Raw genomic sequence first — 21,439 nt, 5'->3', positions numbered from 1 at the left:
ATGGAGTCAACCTCTGCGACTGCTGCTCCTGTAGTAGCCACCAATTCGAAAACACGGGTTTTGTTTGCAAGTTTAGTCGGTACAACCATTGAGTTCTTCGACTTTTATATCTATGCAACTGCTGCCGTTATCATTTTTCCACATCTATTTTTCCCTGCCAGTAGTGGTAGTGCCGCAGTCTTACAATCACTTGCAACTTTTGCAATCGCCTTTATTGCCCGTCCTATCGGTGCAGCACTATTTGGGCATTTAGGAGATCGTATAGGTCGTAAAGCAACATTGGTGGCAGCATTACTCACTATGGGTATCTCAACCGTATGTATTGGCTTATTACCAACCTATGCTCAGATTGGAATTGTCGCGCCTTTATTGCTCGCCTTATGCCGTTTAGGACAAGGCTTAGGCTTAGGTGGTGAATGGAGTGGTGCTGTTTTACTTGCTACAGAAAATGCACCTGAAGGCAAACGTGCATGGTATGGCATGTTCCCTCAACTTGGCGCACCTATCGGTTTTATTTTAGCAACTGGTTCATTTTTACTTCTAAGTGCTGCTATTCCTGAACAAGCATTCATGCAATGGGGCTGGCGTATTCCTTTTATTGCAAGTGCTGTCTTGGTTATTGTTGGCTTATACATTCGTTTAAAACTTCATGAGACCCCTGCTTTCCAAAAGGTTTTAGATAAGCAAAAAGAAGTTAATATTCCATTTAAAGAAGTGGTGACCAAACACACGGGCAAACTTATTCTCGGTACAATTGCAGCAATCTGTACCTTCGTTGTGTTTTATTTAACTACAGTATTCGCACTTAACTGGGGAACAACCAAACTAGGCTATGCGCGTGGTGAGTTCTTAGAACTTCAACTGTTTGCAACCCTTTGCTTTGCAGCATTTATCCCTCTTTCTGCCATTTTTGCAGAAAAATTTGGCCGTAAAGCTACTTCTATTGGTGTATGTATTGCTGCTGCAATTTTCGGACTGTTTTTCTCTAGTATGTTAGAGTCTGGAAACACACTCATTGTATTTTTGTTCTTGTGTACTGGCTTAGCAATTATGGGCTTGACCTATGGTCCAATTGGTACTGTCCTTTCAGAAATTTTCCCAACCCCAGTACGTTATACGGGTTCAGCTTTAACGTTTAACTTGGCTGGTATTTTTGGTGCTTCTTTTGCACCGCTTATTGCAACTAAACTTGCTGAAACATATGGTTTATATGCAGTTGGTTATTATCTTACAGCAGCATCACTTTTATCATTAATCGCGTTTTTATTAATACGCGAAACAAAAAATGTAGATGTAAATAATCAGATTTAAATATTTTCAAACACCCTGATATAAAAAAGCCGGTTCAAAATTGACCGGCTTTTTTTATATATAGCACTTAGTTCAATGATGCAGGATTTGCAGGTGTAACACTGTTTGGTACAGCTGGGGCAGTTACATTATTCGCTGCAACTGCTGCCGCACCAGCAACAGCCGCTTCACCAATTAATGCAACTTTTGCTTTTTCTTGGCTCTTTGGAGATAGAGCTGGGTTACTTGCAACAATACGGTTAATATTTGCAGAGTTTGCTGGAGCGATCGCAGCAGTTTGTAAAATGATTGGGCGATTACCCGTGTTACCCAATGTGTAACGAATACCTGTACGAGGGCTAATCACCGTCGTATTTTCTTGTTTCACTACAGCCTGAGCCGAAGTTGGGCCTTTTGCCGCAAGTACTTTATCAACCGTTGTGGTTTGAGGGGCTGAAGCTGTTTCTGCTGCGAAAACAAAACTTGGCACAGCAAGAACAGTTAAAAATAAAGGTTGTAATACTTTTTTCATTGTCTTTCCAACATACACTCTGGATGAGAAGTAAATAGCATTTAATGCTTAAAACTGCAAACATTATTCACAGGCTTACTACAAACGAAAAAAAAGCAGAACAATCGTTCTGCTTTTTTTATAACACAAATTAAATTTTGCCGTGACACTGTTTATATTTCAAACCAGAACCACATGGACATGGAGCATTACGACTTTCAGGTACAGGGAACGTTTGTTGTTCAGTAGCCGACTCATTAAGTGCTTCTTGAGAAGCGGTCACTTCACCTGTTAATCCATCCACATCATCATGTTCAAAAGAAAGCTTCATTGCTTCTGCTTGTTGCTGCTGTTGAGCTTCCATTTCTGCAAGCTCTTCTGGTGTTGGGATATGTACGCGAGACAGATCAGTTACAACATCGGTTTTAATTACACCCAGCATGTTCACGAACAAGTTAAATGCTTCTTTCTTATATTCCTGCTCAGGATTTTTTTGCGCATAGCCACGTAAGTGGATACCTTGACGTAAATAATCCATTGCAGCCAAATGATCTTTCCAATGGCGATCAAGAGAATTTAAAACGAAATGACGCTCAAGCATTGCTGCAGATTCATCGCCCATTTGTGCACGGCGCTGACGATAACGCGCAATCACTTCATCACTGATGCGTTCAACCAAGCCTTCTTCATCAAGACGTCGATCTTGTTCTAGCCATTCTTGAACTGGTAGCTCAATACCCAAATCAATACGTAAAGCATTTTCTAAGCCTTCCACATCCCATTGGTCATGGATTGACTCTGGTGGAATAAAGTTAGCAATCATCGCCTGCATTACTTCACGATGCATTTCTTCAACGTATTCTTGTAAAGTATTTTCAGCTAAGATTTCGTCGCGTTGTGAATAAATGATCTTACGTTGTTCATTATTCACATCATCATATTTAAGTAAGTTTTTACGAATATCGAAGTTACGTGCTTCAACTTTACGCTGCGCATTTTCGATAGAACGGCTTACCATTTTGTGTTCAATCGCTTCATCTTCTTTAAGCCCCATTGCACGCATCATGGCAACAACACGGTCGCCTGCGAAAATACGCATGAGGTCATCTTCAAGAGATAAATAGAAACGAGAAACGCCAGGGTCACCCTGACGGCCCGCACGACCACGTAACTGGTTGTCAATACGGCGTGATTCATGGCGTTCAGAACCAATAATGTGCAAGCCACCTGCTTGCAATACATCTTCATGGTCCTGTTCCCATTGCGCTTTTAGACGCGCTTCATCTTCAGGGGTAGGATTTTCAAGTTTGGCAAGTTTCGCTTTCCAGTTACCCCCAAGGATAATATCTGTACCACGACCGGCCATGTTTGTTGCGATTGTTACTGCATTCGGGCTACCTGCCTGAGCAATAATGTCTGCTTCACGCTCATGTTGTTTTGCGTTCAAAACTTCATGATGAATACCAGCTTGCTTCAATTTAGACGATAGAATTTCACTGGCTTCAATCGTTGCCGTACCAATAAGAATCGGTGCAACACCCTGCTGACGAATATTCATAATTTCTTGAATAATCGCGTTATATTTACCATTACGGTTTAAATAGATTAAATCGTTCTGGTCATTACGAATCATAGGTCGGTGTGTCGGAATAATAACGACGTCCAGACCATAAATTTCTTTCATTTCCGCAGCTTCAGTATCGGCAGTACCTGTCATACCTGAAAGCTTTTTATAAAGACGGAAATAGTTCTGGAAAGTAGTTGTTGCTAAAGTCTGGTTTTCAGGTTGAATAGCCAAACCTTCTTTCGCTTCAACTGCTTGGTGTAAGCCTTCTGACCAACGACGGCCCGGCATGGTACGGCCAGTATGCTCATCAACAATAATGACTTCACCGTCATGAATAATATAGTGAACGTCGCGTTGGAATAGGAAGTGCGCACGAATAGCCGCAGAAACATGGTGAACGAGGTTTAGATTTGTAGCTGAATATAAGCTTTCGCCTTCCGCTAACAAACCCATTTGAATAAGTTCTTGTTCTACAGTTTCATAACCAATTTCAGTCATTTCAACTGAACGCTGCTTTTCATCAATCCAGAAATGTCCGCCATCGGCAACTTTTTCTTCTTTTTGCGGGCGTAATTTTGGTGGAATAGTATTGATGGCAGTATAGAGGTGTGAAGAATCTTCACTTTGACCAGAAATAATTAATGGCGTACGCGCCTCATCAATCAAGATTGAGTCGACTTCATCGATAATGGCATAGTGCAAACCACGTTGTTTCTTTTCTGCTAAAGAAAACACCATGTTGTCACGCAAGTAGTCAAAACCAAATTCGTTATTGGTACCATAGGTAATATCAGCTAGATAGGCAGCTGCTTTTTCTGCTGGTTCTTGCATTGAATAAATTGTACCAATGCTTAGACCTAAAAATTCAAATAAAGGGCGGTTTAACTCAGCATCACGTTGTGCCAAGTAATCGTTTACAGTAATGACATGAACGCCTTCACCACTTAATGCATTTAAGTAACACGCTAAAGTACCCATAAGGGTTTTACCTTCACCGGTACGCATTTCGGCAATTTTGCCTTCATGTAAGGTAATACCACCAATTAACTGGACATCGTAGTGGCGCATGCCCATTACACGTTTTGCTGCCTCACGACAAACTGCAAACGCCTCAGGGAGTAACTTATCTAAACTTTCGCCATTGTTATAACGTTGTTTGAATTCTGGAGTTTTTGCAGATAAGTCTGCATCGCTTAAAGCTGATATCGTCGGCTCGAGCGCATTGATTTGCTCAACAATTTTGCGCATGCGTTTGAGTTCACGCTCATTTTTTGTACCGAAGATACCTCCGATCAGACTTGCCAACATGGATAAACTCTCTAAATCTTGCTTGGTCAAATGAATAAATTTTTTCTCAGTCGTTTATTATGGTGTCAGAAATTTGAAGTACAAGGGGTTTGCACAAAACCCATAAAAAAAATCTGATCATTAGACAAATGGTTTTACCCATTTTCTAAGCCCCTTTAAAGCATCTGGCACCTAAAAACTCGACATTAATGCTCATCTATTGAGCACAACTTCCGAGAAATCTAATTTAGCAAATTTATCTTAAAGTTACATTGATTCAGCCCATAAATTCATATGTTTTGGTCATATATATTTACACTTATATAAAAAGTTCATAATAAAATATAAAAACAATAATTTTAATAATAAATAAATTGCGGCATAGTCATTTCAACATATAACAAATTTTAAGCAATTGAGGATTTATCATGACATTACGATTAGGCGACACAGCCCCTGATTTTCAACAAGAATCAAGCGAAGGCACTATTAATTTTTATGATTTTCTAGGTGATAGTTGGGGCATTTTATTTTCACACCCGGCCGACTATACGCCCGTATGTACAACTGAATTGGGTTATACAGCAAAACTAAAAGATGAATTTGAAAAACGTAATGTTAAAGCAATTGCTTTATCTGTAGATGATGTTGAGTCGCACAAAGGCTGGATTAATGACATTAATGAAACTCAAAATACAACAGTCAATTTTCCAATTATTGCTGACAAAGACCGCAAAGTATCTGAGCTATACGGTTTTATTCATCCGAATGCCAGTGAAACCCTTACTGTTCGTTCTTTAGTGATTATTGACCCAAATAAAAAAGTTCGTCTAATCATCACCTACCCTGCTTCGACTGGTCGTAATTTTAATGAAGTCTTACGTGTTGTTGACTCATTACAATTAACCGATAAGCATAAAGTGGCTACACCAGCAAACTGGCAACAAGGTGAAGATGTGGTCATTGTCCCTTCTTTAAAAGATGAAGAGGAAATTAAACAACGCTTCCCTAAAGGTTATACTGCGGTGAAACCTTATTTACGCCTTACACCACAGCCTGAGCAAGATTAAAGCCTTTAACAAGGCTTTAATCGAAGCGCAAGACAAACGCAGTGCGTAGGCAAGCATCTGAAAAGTTGACTACAAGACAAGCAAAGCGCGTAGGCAAGCGTCTGAAAAGTTCCCTGCAAGACAAGCAAAGTGCGTAGGCAAATATTAAAAAATTCTAAATCAGCCAGTTCACGTAACTGAGCAAATATTTCCATCTCAAAAGCCATCTCACCCGATGGCTTTTTTTACATTAATGAATACACATGGTTTTTACTGTTGAGATCAGTTATAACTTCCCAAGAGTTTGTGCAAAAAACAAAAATCATGATCCATAAAATTCATCATTTAAAATGCGGCAGTATGTGCCCTGTATGTGCACCTTTATTTGGGCAGAGAGGCTGGAAAGCTGAAATTGTTTGTCATTGTCTTTTGGTAGAAACTGATCGAGGCCTTGTACTGATTGATACCGGATTTGGCCTACAAGATTATCTACACATGCAACAGCGCCTTGGTTCTTTAGTCAAACGGTTGGGGAAAATTGAACCGAATCTTGAGTTCAGTGCTATCCAACAAATTCAGAAACTGGGTTTCCATCCTAAAGATATACAGCACATTTTTGTGACTCACCTCGACTTTGACCATGCAGGCGGAATTTCAGACTTTCCCCACGCCACTGTCCATGTGCTAGCCACTGAATACAATGCTGCGCAACTGCCTAATTTTAAAGGTAAGCTTCGTTATAGAACTAATCAATATAAACAACATCGGTACTGGAACTTTGTTGAGTATCAACAAGGTGAAAAATGGTTTAACCTTGAAAAAGTAAAAGGTTTCCCCCTATTTCAAGATGAAATTTTAATGGTGCCACTATTGGGCCATTCTGCCGGACATTGTGGTATTGCGATAAAACAACAAAATCAATGGTTATTATTTTGTGGAGATGCTTACTACTCACACCTAGAGCTAAATCCAGCAAATAAATTAAGATCTCTTAGCCTTTTAGAAAAGACATTTGCAGAAGACAATGAAAAGCGTCTTATTAACCTAAAAAAATTACAGCATCTGGCTCAACATGAGTCAACGATTGAAATCATTTGCGCACATGACCCCCATGAGCTTCGGCGGTACCAAACATGAAAAATTTTTCACTTATTGCATTTGCGGTCTGTTTAAGCCTTCAAGGATGTATGCAACACGAAAGTATTGCCCATGAGCACAGACCTCACGATTGGGGAACCTTAGTTTCTCAAACTCATAATTTTTATCAAATTAGCAATGAGGTTTTCCGGAGTGAACAGCCCGATGCAGCAATGATTCCCGAATTAAAACACCATCAAATTGGGACTATTATTAACTTAAGAGCCAAAGCATCAGATGATTTAGTCTTTAAAAATGAAAACTTTAATCTTGTCCATATTCCGATTAATACCTGGGCAATTGATCGACAAGATTTATTAGAAGTTATGCAGCAAATCCAGCTTGCCAAGCAAAATAATCAACGTGTTTTACTACATTGCTATCATGGTTCAGACCGTACAGGGGCGAGCGTCGCCATGTATCGAATTATTTTTGAAAACTGGGCAATTGATGATGCAGTGAAAGAAATGAAACAAGGGGGTTATGGTTATCATATTATTTGGAAGAATATTGACCGTTTATTTACCCCTGAAAATGTAAAATGGATTCAACAGCAACTATCGAATCCATCTTAATTAGATTTCAGAATAAAATTAATCTGACTTACGCTGATCTAAAGGCACCCAGTCAATCACCCAAGCTGACTTCATATTTAAACTGGCGTCAGAAGTAATTTTCTTACGTGTAGTATCTGCCGTATCTCTATCTTTTGCAGGACCAACCATAATACGGATACCTTTACTGGTTGGACTCGTCGTGACCTTATAGCCTTTTGCACGTAATTTAGAGACTACAGCATCTGCATTTGCTTGGTTAGCAGCCAATGCAACCTGTACCATCCATTTTTTATCACCATTTTCAAGCAACTCACGTGCTTTCTCTGCTTCAGCTTTTTTCTCGGCCTCTGCCTTACGTTTCGCTTCAGCTGCTTTCTTGTCTGCTTCTGCTTGACGTTTAGCTTCAGCAGCCTTTTTGTCCGCTTCTGCTTGGCGCTTCGCCTCTGCTGCTTTCTTATCCGCTTCTGCCTGACGTTTTGCCTCAGCCGTTTTCTTATCCGCCTCAGCTAAGCGTTTCGCTTCAGCAGCTTTTTTATCTGCATCCGCTTTAGCCGGATCTACTGACTTTTTTGTATCAGTTTGCTGTCCTTTTGCCTTATTCTCACTACCCGCGACTTCAGGAGGAATATTATCGGAACTTTCTTGTGCAGCAGCTCGGCGGGCATTAATCGCGGCATATTCAGCAGCAGCTTTACGAGCTGCATCCGCTTCTGCCTGTTGTTGCATTGCCAAGAATTCGGCAGCACGAGCCTCTTGTTCTGCTACAGCTTTTTCACGAGAACGGCGCTGTTCTTCAAGAAGACGTTTTTCTGTTTCAACATCAACTGCAAGTGGCTGTAGCTGTACCATCTGCCCTTCTTGTGCTGATTGCTTTGGTTTAGCTTGTAATTTCGGTGATGTTGAAGTTTGGGGTTGAACATCTACCTGTTTTATTTCTTCATTTCCTTTTAGAAGTAATGCTGCCAATAAAACACCACCACCTAATAAAACAACGCCACCCATCCAGCGTTGTTTGTTATTCATTGACATTCTTCCAAATACTCCCAAATCGCTTCTAAAGTATGAAACGAACCACAGGCTAAAATCAGCTGATTGTTATTTGTTTGCTCAAGCGCTGATTTAAAAGCCTCTTTGATATTGCCAAATTGTTGTATTGTCTGGCCTTGCAGGGCGTCATTCAATTGCTGAATCGGTGCAGCACGCGGCACATTCAACTCAGCAATTTTCCAATGTAAAACAGTAGGTTTCAACAAATCGACTACTGATTTTATATCTTTATCTGCCAGCATTGAAAATACTGCGACAACTTCTGTGTACTGTTTATTGTATTCTAAGAAATTTCGCAATTGCTTTAACAAAAATTCAACACCATGAGGATTGTGTCCGGCATCAAAAATAATGGTTTTTCCATTAACTTCGCGCACTTCGAAGCGTCCAGCCAAGCGGGCATTTGTAATGCCCTCCTCTAGCGCTAGTTGCGAGATTTCAAGTCCGCTATTTAATACGGCCGCAACTGCTCCTGCAATATTCTCGATTGCAAGTATACCAAGCGGCAACCTTAAAGTGGTTCCTTCACTTGCAAAATACCAATGTTTTCCATCATCGGCGATTTTATAAAAATAATCTCTATTAATCGCGTATAGTGTGGCTTGTGAGCTATTTGCCTTATCTTGAATCGCTTGAGGCAAAGATTGCTCACCTGCAAAAATGACAGGAATATGAGGTCGGATAATACCTGCTTTTTCAAAAGCAATTTTTTCGATGGTATCGCCTAACCAATCTGTATGGTCAAGACCAATATTGGTAATCACGGCGATATCAGGGTCAATGACGTTAACAACATCAAGACGCCCACCTAAACCGACTTCAAGAACCCATACATCGCATTGTTGCTGTTTAAAAATAACAAAAGCAGCCAAAGTGGTTGCTTCAAAAAAAGATAGGCTTAAATCACACTCGCGACGAGCCTGATCAACTTGTACAAAAGCATCAATCAGGCTTTGGTCATCAACTTCAACTCCACCTAATTTGACTCGCTCGTTAAAACGATAGATATGCGGTGATTGATACAACCCAACTTTGTAACCTTGTGCTTTTAATATAGACGCAAGCGTTGTTGTGGTTGAACCTTTCCCGTTTGTTCCAGCAACGGTAAAAACTTTAGCGTTGGGTTTAGTCACGCCTAATTTTTCTGCTACGGGAATAACACGTTCCAGACCAAGATCGATCCCTGTAACGTGAACATGGCTCCAATAATTGAGCCATGTATCTAAAGAGTCTGTTGAAAGTGGAGCTTGTTGTTTCAAGGTAAGTTCATCAATTTTGATACAAGACGAGATACAGTATCACGTAAAGCATGACGATGAACAATCTGATCGACCACACCATGATCAAGCAGATATTCTGCACGTTGGAACGGTTCTTCTAGTGTTTCACGTACAGTTTGTTCAATCACACGCTTACCGGCAAAGCCAATCATTGCTTTAGGTTCTGCAATATGGATATCACCCAACATTGCTAAAGAAGCTGTTACACCGCCATATACCGGATGTGTTAACACCACGATATAAGGTAAGCCTGCATCTTTTAATTTTTGAATTGCAGCAGAAGTACGTGCCATTTGCATAAGTGACAACATACCTTCTTGCATACGTGCACCACCAGAAGCTGCAAAGCAGATTAATGGCTGACGTTTTTCAATTGCAAGTTCAGCTGCCTTAACAAAACGGTCACCTACTACAGTACCCATTGAGCCGCCCATAAAGTCAAACTCAAAAGCACATGCAATCATATCTACGCCATTTAAGTTACCTTGCATGGCGATTAAAGCTTCCGTTTCACCAGTTTTAGTTTGCGCTTCACGCATACGATCTGGATACGGTTTGCTATCAACAAACTTTAATGGGTCTTTCGCGCTAAACTCTTGACCTAATTCAGCCACAACATTGTCGAAGAACCAGTTTAAGCGATCGCGAGCTTTCATTCGTAAGTGTTCGTCACACTGTGGACATACATACGCATTAAAAGATATTGCTGTACGTGTCACTAAAGCATGACATTCAGGGCACTCAATAGTTGGCTCAGTAAATGTTGCTTTGAGAGTCTGTTGCTCATCTGCAACTTCAATACCTGGAACTGGACGCTGTGTCCATGGCGTCGAAGGGCTAAGAACTTTCCCTGATTTCACTTCTTGATTCATACTAACTCATCGAGCGCTGCTCGAAGCTCCTTGACTTTATTCACCGTCTGTTCAACAGCTTCATCAGCTGCCAACGTTGCAAAAGATTTAACGAAAGCACTACCTACAATCACGGCATCTGCAACACTACCCATCGCTTTCGCTGAAGCAGCATCACTAATTCCGAAACCAACGCCCACTGGAACGTTAGTCATACCTTTGATTTTTTCAATACGTGCAGCCGCTTCAGAAGTATCCAAAGTCGCTGCACCTGTTACACCTTTGAGTGAAACATAGTAGATAAACCCGCTTGCCTGATTCGCTACGTGTTGAATACGTTGATCAGTTGAAGTTGGTGCAAGTAAGAAAATCTGGTCCATATCATGTTGTTTCAAGATTGCACCAAATTCTTTTGACTCTTCCGGTGGTAAGTCCACAAGTAATAAGCCATCTACACCACATTGTTTCGCATAAGAAACAAACTTCTCGTAACCAATCACTTCAACAGGATTAAGATAACCCATTAAAACTACAGGTGTTTCCTGATCCTGCTCACGAAACTCTTTTACCATGTTCAGCGCATCTAAGGTGTTCGTCCCAGCCGCAAGTGCGCGTTCAGCAGCAAGTGCAATTACCGGACCATCAGCCATCGGGTCTGAAAATGGTAAACCAAGCTCAATGACGTCTACTCCTGCCGCAACCATTTTATGAAGTAACGGCACCGTTACTTGTGGCTGTGGATCACCCGCCATGACATAAGATACAAGCGCTTTACGTTGTTGGGACTGCAGCTTTTCAAAACGGGTGGCAAGACGTGACATAGGGTTGTGCTTTCCTTGAATTATTTAAAATTGAGGAGTTGTTTGTAGAAATACAAGAACACCGCATTTTAACGCTATTTTTTGTTCATTGAACAGGTCTAACGTTATGGCGATATTCGATTGTATGATTCATACAACCCATGGCGTACATTTATCAATATTTTGAAACTTTTCTCAATGATCAAAGCTTCCTATTTTTGGGCCATTATTGATTTACAAATTGAGCAAAAAAGCATCCAAAATTCTATTTCGTTGCATTTTTCTGGATGAGTTGTAATTGCTTTTTTCGAGTTAATAATGTTTGCCCTGTTAAATTTTTATATGCTCTTGCCAGTGCAGACTGATCAGAATAACCTAACTGGTCGGCAATTGCAGTCAGACTTTCATTTTGGCTTAACAATATCTCGCAGCGTTTCATACGCTCAGCATCTAAAATTAATTTAAATGAAGTGTTTAATGCCTGTAATTGGCGCTGCAAGCTTCTAACAGAAACATTCAGCTCGATGGCAATATCTTCTATTTTGGGCGCTTGCTGCTTATGCTTAAAGTATTCCTGTACGATCCAATGTATTTGCTGAACTAAATCGGCATGTATTTTCCGCTGAACTAAAGCTTCTTCAGCTTGTTTCACTAAAAGTTGCACTAAAGTTGGGTCTGCATGTTGAGGGCGAACATTTAAACTTTCACTTGCAAAAGTTAATGCATAGTAAGGCCGCTCAAATGATAATTTGCACTGAAAGAAACGTTGATAGTGAACCACTGCCCCACGTGCTCGGTGTACGAACTCTACATGCTGTAAAAGAAACTCATGTAAAGGGGCGATCTGTTTAGCAAGCTGTACCATTGCGGCCAAAGTCAGCTCACTCAGTAGAATATTACTGTCATCGACCAAAGGCCAATATAGGCGAATTTTGGAGGCATCCTGTTCAATTTGTATAGGGACAACCTGTGCACCATCAATGACCAAACGATGAAACTTTGCAATATACTCCACCACTTGACCTAAGGTATCACTTCTGGACGCCATATAACCCAAGACCCCAAAGTTGGCAGGGGTAATACAGGCTGCCATCTCTAAAGCCAAATTAGTCACATGTAATCGCGTTTCAGTTATCTCTAAAAGTTCAATAAAAAGGTCTAAAGAAGATTGAGCATCTATAGAAGCGGATAAAATATTTTGGACTTGACGTGTTTGAATTTCACTTAAATTAAGTGTCTGCCAATCTATTCCCTTTTCTTTTAAATACGTATTCCAAAGGTAGAAGTAACCATTTGAGATAGTAAATTCTTGCATGGCGCGTCCTTTTTACTGCCATTTTGTCGCAAACTGTATAAAAATTGGCGATAACTGTCAAAACAAAGCCGACCACTCGCGACATACTAATGAAAAGGTTATAGTTGCGAGAAATAAAAGATGAACGCACATGTTTCTTATCAGGTCGAACCAGTAGTTCGTAAAGATCTCGATTTTCATTTAAACGAAGCACCTCGCTTTTGGTTTAACAATGACCCTTTTTTAACTCGTATGTTTGATGCACTCAGCTTAACCTTTCCAGATGGAGAGCGTTACTTCATTGAATGTGTGCGCATGTTCCGCGACAAAATTGATGACCCTGAACTACAAAAACGAGTTGCGGATTTTATTAAACAAGAAGCTCAACACGGTATTGCACATGACAAAATGAATCAGCTCATGAAAGAGCAAGGCATGCCTGTTGACCAGTTCACAACCACCCTTAAAAAGATTTTCCGCTTTGAACTAACAAAACGTTCACCACAATATAATATTGCCATGACCGCTGCCGCTGAACATTTAACAGCGTTAATGGCAGAAACCTTTTATAGCCATAAAAAAACTTTAGAAAACGCTCATCCTTATGTTCGAGCTTTGTTTGCATGGCATGCGATTGAAGAGATGGAACACCGCGATGTAGCTTTTGATGTGATGAGACAGGTGGGAGAAGTTCCAGAGTCAACACGTCGCTTTGTGCTTGTTTTAACAACCGTACTCATGTTCGGTTTTACGCTTTATCGTACCAATATCATGTTGAAATGTGATGGCTTTAGTCCAAGAGAAAGACTCTTGATGAACCTTAAAGGTTTACCTTGGTTCTTTGGCAAAAATGGCACATTAACAGCTATGAAAAAACAATATATGGATTGGTTTAAAAAAGATTTTCATCCAAGCCAGCATCCTGTTATTCGTCAGTATCCCGTTTGGATTGAAACTTTGGAAAAAACAAATGACCCTATTGCAGCGGGTGAAGCATTTTGGCAAGCAGGTTTATAACCTGCTTGTTACCATTTTGCATAATGTTGCTCTAGTAAACCGTATTGTTCTTTGCAATAGATTATATCGGTTGTCTTATGCTCAATCGTGCCGCTAATTTTAGCTTGCCATTGATTGAACTGACTGCCAATCATTCTTAAGTTTATATTTTCATACCGGCACCAACCAATATGCACTTGTAGATTAAGTTTTTGATCTAGAGAACTAATTTGCCAAAGTTCATCATTTACTTTTTCAAATAAAACGTCTGTGAGCGGAAATAAAACTCCGTTAATCCATAGGCAGTTTTCATTACCAAAACTTTCATTAACACCCGAGGCCAGATTTAACCCAATACGACGCCCCTGTTCATCCCAGAAGTTACATGAGAGCCAGAACCAAGCTGTTTCAGGACGTAAAAATCCGCAAGTATCATCTAGCGATGCAAATGTCTTTTCATCAAATTGTACAACTTGATTTTGCTTATTAATGAACATTCCCTCTACAGCCAAAGTGGTCTGCTTTTGGGTATAGGTCCAACCATTGATGCCTGTTGGGGTACACAAGCTCAAAATATCTGTTCCGGCGCAGAAAATACGAGCGCTCAGGCAAATTTCACCATATTTAGTCACCCGAATGTATCGCACACCATTGGCATGCTGAATATCGAACTGATAAGGCGATTTAGAAAAATAACTTTGATTAAACAAAGGCTGTTCATCAAGATAAGTCTTATGACCTAACGGCTGAATAGCATTCCACTCAATGACTTGCCCTGTTTCATGATCATAGATATAGAAAAACCCGTGTCCAACCCAACCAATATCTGCAATGGCCAGACCAATACTATAATGTTTATGTTGAATGCCACAGAATTTAAACTTCTTATATTTTAATTGTTTGCGCCAGCCTTTTAGGACTTTACCATAAGGAGTTTTATAAATATAACGTTGGACATGAATGGTGGCCGGTACAGATTCAAAACGCCCATAACGAGGCTGTCCATTTTCTTGAATTAAATCCATTTACCCACTTCCATATGAATATTAGATTTCAAATGACCTATCCCACAGTCAAATATGTATTTTCCCAAATTGTTGCAGCAAAATCGCCTTTTATTAAATGAATATAACGGCCTGCCACGCAATCTATCGCTAAACAGTCATCAATATCAATGACCCGGTCTGTATGTGCTTTTTGCCACTGCCGGTCTATAAATTGTTTACCTAATTGTTTGGCAACTACAGCGTTGGGTGCCACCACAAACTCATAACGATGAAGTTCACCGAATTCACGTGCATTATATCCACCTAGATTAATTAAATATAACTTTAAATCATCTGGTTGTGGAGCAGCATCTGTAAAATGAATTTGATAGTTCTGTCCTTGAAAACTAACTCCTGAGAGCTTAGCCCAAGCATCAATATGTAATCCTTGAGCCTCACCAAACCAAGCTTGTTTAAGTTGAGGATAAACTTCTTCCAAAGTATCTCCTACAGCCATGACCACATCATGAACTTCTGTATTAGCACGTGCATGACGCCCGCCCAACATCACCATAAACAAGCTTGGCATTGTATCCTCTTACATCTCGACCATTTCTACGCCATCAATGCGTGCAACTGTCATTAAGTCTTTATCGCCACGGCCTGAAACAGTCGCAATAATAATCTGATCTTTAGACATCGTCGGTGCAAGCTTAGAGACATACGCCATCGCGTGCGAGCTTTCAAGCGCAGGAATGATCCCTTCGATTTTGGTTAAGTCACGGAAACCTTGTAGAGCTTCTGTATCATTAATCGGCACGTACTCTACACGCTTCATATCTTTCAAGAAGCTATGTTCAGGGCCAACACCCGGATAATCAAGGCCCGCCGAGATACTATGTGTCTCAATAATCTGACCTTGTTCATCACTCATCAAGTAAGTACGGTTACCATGCAATACACCCACATGGCCCGCATTTAACGGCGCAGAGTGTTTACCAGTTTCAATACCAAAACCAGCGGCTTCAACACCATACATTTTTACACTGGCATCGTTTAAGAACGGATAGAACAAGCCCATAGCATTTGAACCACCACCTACACAAGCAACTAATGCATCTGGTAAGCGACCTGCTTGTTCCAAAATCTGTTTACGCGCTTCACGACCAATAATTGACTGGAAGTCACGAACAAGTTGAGGATAAGGATGCGGGCCTGCAACTGTACCAATCACATAATATGTTGTATCAACGTTGGTTACCCAGTCACGCATCGCTTCGTTCATGGCATCTTTTAATGTTTTAGAGCCACTTTGCACAGGTACAACTGTTGCACCCAACAAACGCATACGGTAAACGTTCATCGCTTGACGCTTAACGTCTTCAGCACCCATATAAACAACACATTCAAGACCTAAACGTGCTGCAATTGTTGCTGTTGCTACACCATGCTGGCCTGCACCAGTTTCGGCAATAATACGTTTTTTACCAGAAAGCTTTGCCAATAACGCCTGACCAATCGTGTTGTTTACCTTGTGTGAGCCTGTATGGTTCAAGTCTTCACGTTTAAGGTAAATTTGCGCACCACCTAACTCTTTTGACCATCGCTCAGCATAATAAAGTGGACTAGGACGACCTACATAGTAGGCGAGGTCACGGTCGAATTCTGCCAAAAACTGTTCATCATTTTTCATGCGGGAATAGAGATTTTCCAAATCTTCTAATGCCACCATTAAAGTTTCTGACACAAAACGTCCGCCATGGATACCGAAATGCCCATTTGCATCTGGGAATTGGGTATAGTCAATCACATTATTTTGCTGATCCACGTTGGACTCCTTGCATAAATCGTTCAATGAGTTGTTGGTCTTTTATACCTTTTGCGGACTCTACGCCTCCGCTCACATCTACTGCAAAAGCACCGGTAGTATGAATAGCGTCAATGACATTGTCAGGGGTTAAACCACCTGCCAAGATTAATGGAATATCAAGTTTCGGGAATTTAGACCAGTCAAACTGATGTCCTGTGCCCCCTTTAAGCTCAGGATGCCATGCATCGAGCAATACAGCACTGGCACCAGCTGCCTGATATTTTTGAATTTCAGCAATTACATCCAGATCAGGTTTAACCTGAATCGCTTTATACCAGCGACGTTTACAATGACGCGCTATTTCCTGACATTGTTCTGGAGTTTCATCGCCATGTAGTTGTAATACATCTAGGGGAACACAATCAAGTATATCCTGAATTTCAGTAACACTCGCGTTTACAAACAAACCCACCATTTGTACATAAGGCGGAACGAGTTTTGCTAATTCTTCTGCCTGTTCAACTGTTACATTTCTTGGACTCGGAGGAAAAAAAACAAAGCCTATCGCATCTGCTCCCGCTGCAACTACTGCCTGAACATCTTGCTTGCGAGTAATTCCACAGATTTTTGCTCGTGTACGTTTTTGGTTTGATTGGCTCATGAGCTGCTTAAACTACAACCATTTCTTAAAATAAGCGCCATTGTAATGCAATTTTTGCCCCTTGCGTAAAAGTTCTCAGGGAATTGCTTTAAATGACATTGTACGAAGTAATTCGGCACTTTATACTGCGTTCAAATGGAAGCAAGTGTAAGCAATTCATGCTTTAGGGAAGCTGGTGAAAGTCCGGCACTGCCCCCGCAACGGTAACAATGTAAAGCATATTTTTTAAGTCGAAATCGACTTACACCACTGCAATAGTGTGGGAAGGTGAATATGTCCATAAATGAATTATGGCGCTGAAGTCCGGAGACCTACTTGTTTCATCTATCTACCCGATCATTCACGTGGGGTGAATGTATGGAGCATGTTATGTCTAAATCTTTTCAACCTACTCGTCTGGTAGGGGCTATCGCTATTGCGATGGGGTGTTCACCTGTTATTTTTGCTGAAGATGCAACAGATGCAACTCAGCTTGACCCAATTGTTATCACTGCTTCAAAAAGTGCTGAAAAAGCAAGTGAAGTTCCGGCTCGAATTTCTATTATTGAACCTAAAATTGTAGAACAGTCACCTATTGCTGAATTACCACACTTATTAATGAGTGATGCAGCTATTAATATGGTTCAAAGTGGTGGCTTAGGGCAAACATCTTCAATTTTTATTCGTGGTACTAATTCTGAGCATGCTTTGATTTTACGTGATGGCGCACGTCTGAACACTGCCTCAACTGGTGCAGCAAATCTTGCATTTATTGATACCACAGATATTAAACAAATTGAAATTCTCAAAGGACCAGCATCAGTTCTTTATGGTACTGATGCTATTGGTGGTGTTGTACAAATTATTTCAAAGACTCCAGAAAAAACCTCAGCATTTGTGACAGGTGAAATTGGTGAAAATAAAACTTATAAATCGATTGTAGGCGCAGATCTTGCCGAAAACGGATTTTATGCGCAAGTTCGCGGTCAACGTTTAGAGTCTGACGGTTCACGTATCACTGATCTAAAAGGTAATGACATTAAAAAAGCTTCTTATGATCAAAAAGGCTTCAGCACTAAAGTTGGGGTAGAAAAAGAAGATTTCGGGGCATCTGTTGACTACACACAAAATGAAGGGACAAGCCAATACGATACTTTTCGTTACGATGGTTCATTGACTTCTCAAGATTTCAAAAATGAATTACTTAATATTCGTGGCCGTGTAAATCTCAATTCAGATATTTCTCTAAATGCAAGATTATCTCAATTTAAAGATGAACTTGATCAAAATGGTTCAAGGGATTTTGTACATAGTACGACAAAAGAAGCAGAGGTTTACGGCAAATGGCAATTCACCTCATCTCAAAATGTATTGGCAGGCGTAACTCATCAAAATATTGATGGCGATGTACTCTCTTATGGTTCGCCTTACGATGAAGATGTCAATAGCACAGGCTATTTCGTACAACATCAATATCAGAACAATGGTTTAAATACTCAAGTCGGTGTTCGTGTTGAAGATAACGAAAAATACGGAACACATACCGTGGCACAAGGTGCAATCCGTTATCAACTTTTACCATTGACGAGTATTTATGCCAACATTGGTTCAGCCTTCAAAGCACCAACACTAAATGACATGTATGGTTCTGGTGGCAATCCCAATCTTAAGCCAGAAGAAAGTATTTCTTATGAAGTCGGTATAGATCAGAAGTTAAATTACAATATTTCGACTGGCCTTTCTGCCTATTACACCAAAATAGACAATCTAATTGAATCACGCTGTATAGCTGTATGTAATGGCGATTGGATAAATACATTCCCTGTTTATCAAAATATCAACATCGACAAGGCATCTATGCGCGGTGGTGAAGTCTATGCAAATTGGAATAGAGATGACTTATTTATTAAATCATCTTATAACTATGTTAAAGCTATCAACGATGAAACAGATCAAGAATTATCAAGACGTCCTCGTCAAAGCTTTACTGTAAGTACGGGTTTACAAAATGAACATTACGGACTGAGTATTTCACTTTCTGCAAAATCTAAAGCGAAAGACTACAAACAAGATACGCCAGGATATACAACTGTTGACTTCAATGGTTACTGGAATGCCACACCAAACGTTAAGCTTTTTACCAATATCCAGAATATTGGAGATGTGAAATATAAAACTGCTTCCTATGATAAAGGCATCTATTACGTAAATAGTGGCCGCCTTGCATCAGCTGGTGTGACCTTAAACTACTAAGCGAAAACTTTATTATAAAAATATTTTCTTAACTCCAGTTTCGGGGTAATGTTCTGACCGACATTATCCCCTTTTTTATGTTCAGGATATACATCATGGGACACCGTTTAAGCAAAATCTATACACGCACAGGCGATTCAGGTACCACAGGTTTAGGCGATGGCTCTCGTGTTGCTAAAGATGATCTAAGAATTGCGGCACTGGGTGATGTCGATGAACTAAACGCCATTATTGGTGTGCTCCGTGCACAAATTACAGCTAGCCAAGTGGCTAATAAAGCTGATTGGGACAAAAGCTTGAGTCTGATTCAACATTGGCTTTTTGATTTAGGTGGAGAGGTTTGTATTCCAAATTACAATTTGCTTCAGCCGGTTTGTATTGAATTTCTTGAAAAAGAAATTGACCGTATGAATGAAGATTTGCCTATGCTGAAAGAATTTATTCTACCTTCTGGTTCTTTATCTTGCAGTTATGCCCATCAAGCCCGTGCCGTTTGTCGTCGTGCAGAACGATCTCTCATGTCAGTGCAAACTCGTGATCAAAATATTCAAGCTACAGCACTCCAACTTTTAAATCGTCTATCTGACTGGTTATTTGTCGCATCGCGTGCTTTACAGCGTGCTGAAGGTGGACAAGAAGTCCTTTGGCAAAAAAATATTAATGAGATGATTTAAAAATAGATTAAGTTAAGAATGGTCTCTACGTTTAAAGAGATCATTATCAAAAAGAACGGACAATAGAAATCTATGCGCATTATTGGTCATCGTGGTGCACGCCGAGAAGCTCCTGAAAATACATTAGGTGGTTTTCAGCACATTAAAAATTTAGGTATTCGTGGTGTCGAATTTGATATTCGTCAGCTGCAAGATCAAGAGTTGGTCGTTATTCATGATGATAATTTTTTGCGCACGGCAGGTGTCGACCAGATTGTAGAGCACTCAACATTGGCTCAAGCATTATCATTTGATCATCGTCAAAATTGGCCTAACTGGCCAACCTCTGAACCAACCCCTACTCTTACAGGCGTTTTAAATTTACTTGATAACTTTGATCATATTGAAGTTGAAGTTAAAGCGGTAAGAGATATGGCATTAGCAGAAAAGTTAGTTCAAAAGCTTGAGACTGAGTTACAAGGTTTCGAGAAAGTCGTGACCATCACAAGTTTTGATCTTCAAATTCTAACCGCTTTACGTGATATCAACTCTCAATTTAAACGCGGATTGTTAGTTGAACTTCCGGTTGGAGCAACGGCGATTGAACTTGCTCATCAATATGGGTGCTGTCATATTGGCTGGCATGATCAACTTGCAACAGATGAAATGATTCAATTGTCTCATCAAGCTGGTTTGAACATTAGTGTCTGGACAGTGAACGATGTAGAAAGAGCAAAGAGACTACGGGATTTAGATATTCAGGGCTTAATTACAGATATTCCAACCACAATGCTTGAAGCTCTTTAAATATAAAAAAGGTGGTATTGACCACCTTTTATTTTTTCTCGGCCTGAATCAAACGCTGACCGCTTTGATCAAGTAAATATAAGGTATTACCTACTAACTGGAAACGTTTAATACGTTGTAAAGAATCGACCAATTCTGCTTCTTGAGCCAACGCGCCATCACAACTCGAATGACCTGCGTTAACTTCCATATCAAGTTTCTTTTGGCTGAAATCAAAAGCGTATCGTCCAAAAACACGATTACATCCTGTGTGACCATTTACTGTTTTGACTGTAGAGTTCAATGAAAGAGTCGGCCACTGGTTAAAGAATTTTGCCTTATGACCATTTATCTGGGTAATTTGCCAATCTATATCTTGAATACCATCAGGACTTACTTTCTTTTTCACGACTGGCGTTTGTACACGATATGTTGGTTTTACTTGGCCTTTGTGATTATTTGGTTGCGGCGTGCTTTGACATGCTGCCAATACAAGGCTGATTGCGATGAAAAGACATTTCAATGGCAATTTCCTTGCAATATCAATGCTATTCTTTTTTCTCAATCGCTGTATTTTCATTACACAACTTCTCCTATCTGAAATGTTGTCAGGCATGGTTTAATTCTGTTACGGTTCTTTCAATA

The 21,439-nt window shown here is 40.2% G+C and carries 20 protein-coding genes and 1 riboswitch; of the genes, 8 read left to right on the top strand and 12 right to left on the bottom strand.

Annotated elements, in window-relative coordinates; translation table 11 throughout:
- Positions 1–1,311, top strand: coding sequence for an MFS transporter (locus RFX69_RS00290; RefSeq protein WP_289332898.1), 1,311 nt, complete (start codon positions 1–3; stop codon positions 1,309–1,311).
- A 67-nt stretch (positions 1,312–1,378) separates the two neighbouring features.
- Here RFX69_RS00290 and RFX69_RS00285 read toward each other — a convergent pair whose 3' ends face one another.
- Together RFX69_RS00285 and secA are read right to left on the bottom strand one after the other, a co-directional pair.
- Positions 1,379–1,822, bottom strand: coding sequence for a hypothetical protein (locus RFX69_RS00285; RefSeq protein WP_000757175.1), 444 nt, complete (start codon positions 1,820–1,822; stop codon positions 1,379–1,381).
- 130 nt (positions 1,823–1,952) lie between these two features.
- Positions 1,953–4,676: a preprotein translocase subunit SecA gene (gene secA / locus RFX69_RS00280; RefSeq protein WP_000881343.1), complete on the bottom strand. Its 2,724-nt coding sequence runs from the start codon at positions 4,674–4,676 to the stop codon at positions 1,953–1,955.
- Between the two features lie 407 nt (positions 4,677–5,083).
- Between secA and RFX69_RS00275 the strand changes: the two genes are divergently transcribed.
- The 3 genes from RFX69_RS00275 (at position 5,084) to RFX69_RS00265 (ending at position 7,416) form a co-directional block, all read left to right on the top strand.
- Positions 5,084–5,725 (top strand): peroxiredoxin, encoded by a 642-nt coding sequence (locus RFX69_RS00275; protein WP_000175334.1) that lies wholly within the window; start codon positions 5,084–5,086, stop codon positions 5,723–5,725.
- Positions 5,726–6,028: 303 nt separating this feature from the next.
- Complete coding sequence (locus tag RFX69_RS00270) at positions 6,029–6,841, top strand: MBL fold metallo-hydrolase (protein WP_213067420.1); 813 nt, start codon at positions 6,029–6,031, stop codon at positions 6,839–6,841.
- Positions 6,838–7,416, top strand: coding sequence for a dual specificity protein phosphatase family protein (locus RFX69_RS00265; RefSeq protein ID WP_213066901.1), 579 nt, complete (start codon positions 6,838–6,840; stop codon positions 7,414–7,416). The genes RFX69_RS00270 and RFX69_RS00265 overlap by 4 nt, the downstream gene beginning before the upstream one ends.
- Positions 7,417–7,434: 18 nt before the next feature.
- Here the strand turns inward: RFX69_RS00265 and RFX69_RS00260 are convergent, their stop codons facing one another.
- The 5 genes from RFX69_RS00260 to RFX69_RS00240 all read right to left on the bottom strand — a co-directional run bounded on the left by RFX69_RS00260 (position 7,435) and on the right by RFX69_RS00240 (position 12,691).
- A complete protein-coding gene (locus tag RFX69_RS00260; protein WP_289332897.1) occupies positions 7,435–8,427 on the bottom strand; it encodes an SPOR domain-containing protein in 993 nt (330 codons plus the stop codon).
- Positions 8,418–9,704, bottom strand: coding sequence for a bifunctional tetrahydrofolate synthase/dihydrofolate synthase (folC, locus tag RFX69_RS00255; protein ID WP_114172737.1), 1,287 nt, complete (start codon positions 9,702–9,704; stop codon positions 8,418–8,420). Before folC ends, RFX69_RS00260 begins: the two co-directional genes overlap by 10 nt.
- Complete coding sequence (gene accD, locus RFX69_RS00250; protein WP_001071168.1) at positions 9,701–10,597, bottom strand: acetyl-CoA carboxylase, carboxyltransferase subunit beta; 897 nt, start codon at positions 10,595–10,597, stop codon at positions 9,701–9,703. The genes folC and accD overlap by 4 nt, the downstream gene beginning before the upstream one ends.
- The gene (gene trpA, locus RFX69_RS00245; RefSeq protein WP_000088559.1) at positions 10,594–11,397 is read right to left on the bottom strand and encodes a tryptophan synthase subunit alpha; all 804 of its coding nucleotides are present in this window, start codon (positions 11,395–11,397) and stop codon (positions 10,594–10,596) included. Before trpA ends, accD begins: the two co-directional genes overlap by 4 nt.
- Positions 11,398–11,641: 244 nt before the next feature.
- Positions 11,642–12,691, bottom strand: a complete 1,050-nt coding sequence (locus RFX69_RS00240; RefSeq protein ID WP_001155162.1) for an AraC family transcriptional regulator — start codon at positions 12,689–12,691, stop codon at positions 11,642–11,644.
- 120 nt (positions 12,692–12,811) lie between these two features.
- On the opposite strand from RFX69_RS00240, the gene RFX69_RS00235 reads away from it, so the two are divergent.
- Positions 12,812–13,687 carry a metal-dependent hydrolase gene (locus RFX69_RS00235; protein WP_000991230.1) on the top strand — a complete coding sequence of 292 codons (876 nt, stop codon included), beginning with the start codon at positions 12,812–12,814 and terminating at the stop codon, positions 13,685–13,687.
- An 8-nt stretch (positions 13,688–13,695) separates the two neighbouring features.
- Here RFX69_RS00235 and RFX69_RS00230 read toward each other — a convergent pair whose 3' ends face one another.
- Genes RFX69_RS00230 through RFX69_RS00215 form a run of 4 tightly spaced genes read right to left on the bottom strand, consistent with a single transcriptional unit; the run spans position 13,696 to position 17,123 of the window.
- Entirely contained in the window at positions 13,696–14,691 is a 996-nt protein-coding gene (locus tag RFX69_RS00230; RefSeq protein WP_086377258.1) for a DUF2804 domain-containing protein, read from the bottom strand.
- Between the two features lie 37 nt (positions 14,692–14,728).
- On the bottom strand, positions 14,729–15,241 hold the full coding sequence (locus tag RFX69_RS00225) for a DUF1543 domain-containing protein (RefSeq protein WP_017816317.1): 513 nt from the start codon (positions 15,239–15,241) through the stop codon (positions 14,729–14,731).
- A 9-nt stretch (positions 15,242–15,250) separates the two neighbouring features.
- A complete protein-coding gene (trpB, locus tag RFX69_RS00220; protein WP_289332763.1) occupies positions 15,251–16,480 on the bottom strand; it encodes a tryptophan synthase subunit beta in 1,230 nt (409 codons plus the stop codon).
- Positions 16,464–17,123 (bottom strand): phosphoribosylanthranilate isomerase, encoded by a 660-nt coding sequence (locus tag RFX69_RS00215; RefSeq protein WP_000083551.1) that lies wholly within the window; start codon positions 17,121–17,123, stop codon positions 16,464–16,466. Before RFX69_RS00215 ends, trpB begins: the two co-directional genes overlap by 17 nt.
- A 126-nt stretch (positions 17,124–17,249) precedes the next feature.
- Positions 17,250–17,457, top strand: a riboswitch (cobalamin riboswitch).
- 35 nt (positions 17,458–17,492) lie between these two features.
- On the opposite strand from RFX69_RS00215, the gene RFX69_RS00210 reads away from it, so the two are divergent.
- From RFX69_RS00210 to RFX69_RS00200, 3 genes are all read left to right on the top strand, one after another.
- Positions 17,493–19,355: a TonB-dependent siderophore receptor gene (locus RFX69_RS00210; RefSeq protein ID WP_289332762.1), complete on the top strand. Its 1,863-nt coding sequence runs from the start codon at positions 17,493–17,495 to the stop codon at positions 19,353–19,355.
- Positions 19,356–19,450: 95 nt separating this feature from the next.
- Positions 19,451–20,029, top strand: coding sequence for a cob(I)yrinic acid a,c-diamide adenosyltransferase (locus RFX69_RS00205; RefSeq protein ID WP_000509974.1), 579 nt, complete (start codon positions 19,451–19,453; stop codon positions 20,027–20,029).
- 72 nt (positions 20,030–20,101) lie between these two features.
- Positions 20,102–20,815, top strand: coding sequence for a glycerophosphodiester phosphodiesterase (locus RFX69_RS00200; protein WP_031379422.1), 714 nt, complete (start codon positions 20,102–20,104; stop codon positions 20,813–20,815).
- A gap of 28 nt (positions 20,816–20,843) precedes the next feature.
- Here RFX69_RS00200 and RFX69_RS00195 read toward each other — a convergent pair whose 3' ends face one another.
- The gene (locus tag RFX69_RS00195) at positions 20,844–21,374 is read right to left on the bottom strand and encodes an META domain-containing protein (RefSeq protein ID WP_289332761.1); all 531 of its coding nucleotides are present in this window, start codon (positions 21,372–21,374) and stop codon (positions 20,844–20,846) included.
- Positions 21,375–21,439 lie beyond the last annotated feature (65 nt).

The organism is Acinetobacter sp. 148 (assembly GCF_031196675.1).
GTDB classification, from domain to species: Bacteria; Pseudomonadota; Gammaproteobacteria; order Pseudomonadales; family Moraxellaceae; genus Acinetobacter; species Acinetobacter baumannii.
The sequence above is the reverse complement of the archived record's forward strand: the minus strand, read 5'-3'. Positions and strand labels throughout refer to the sequence as shown.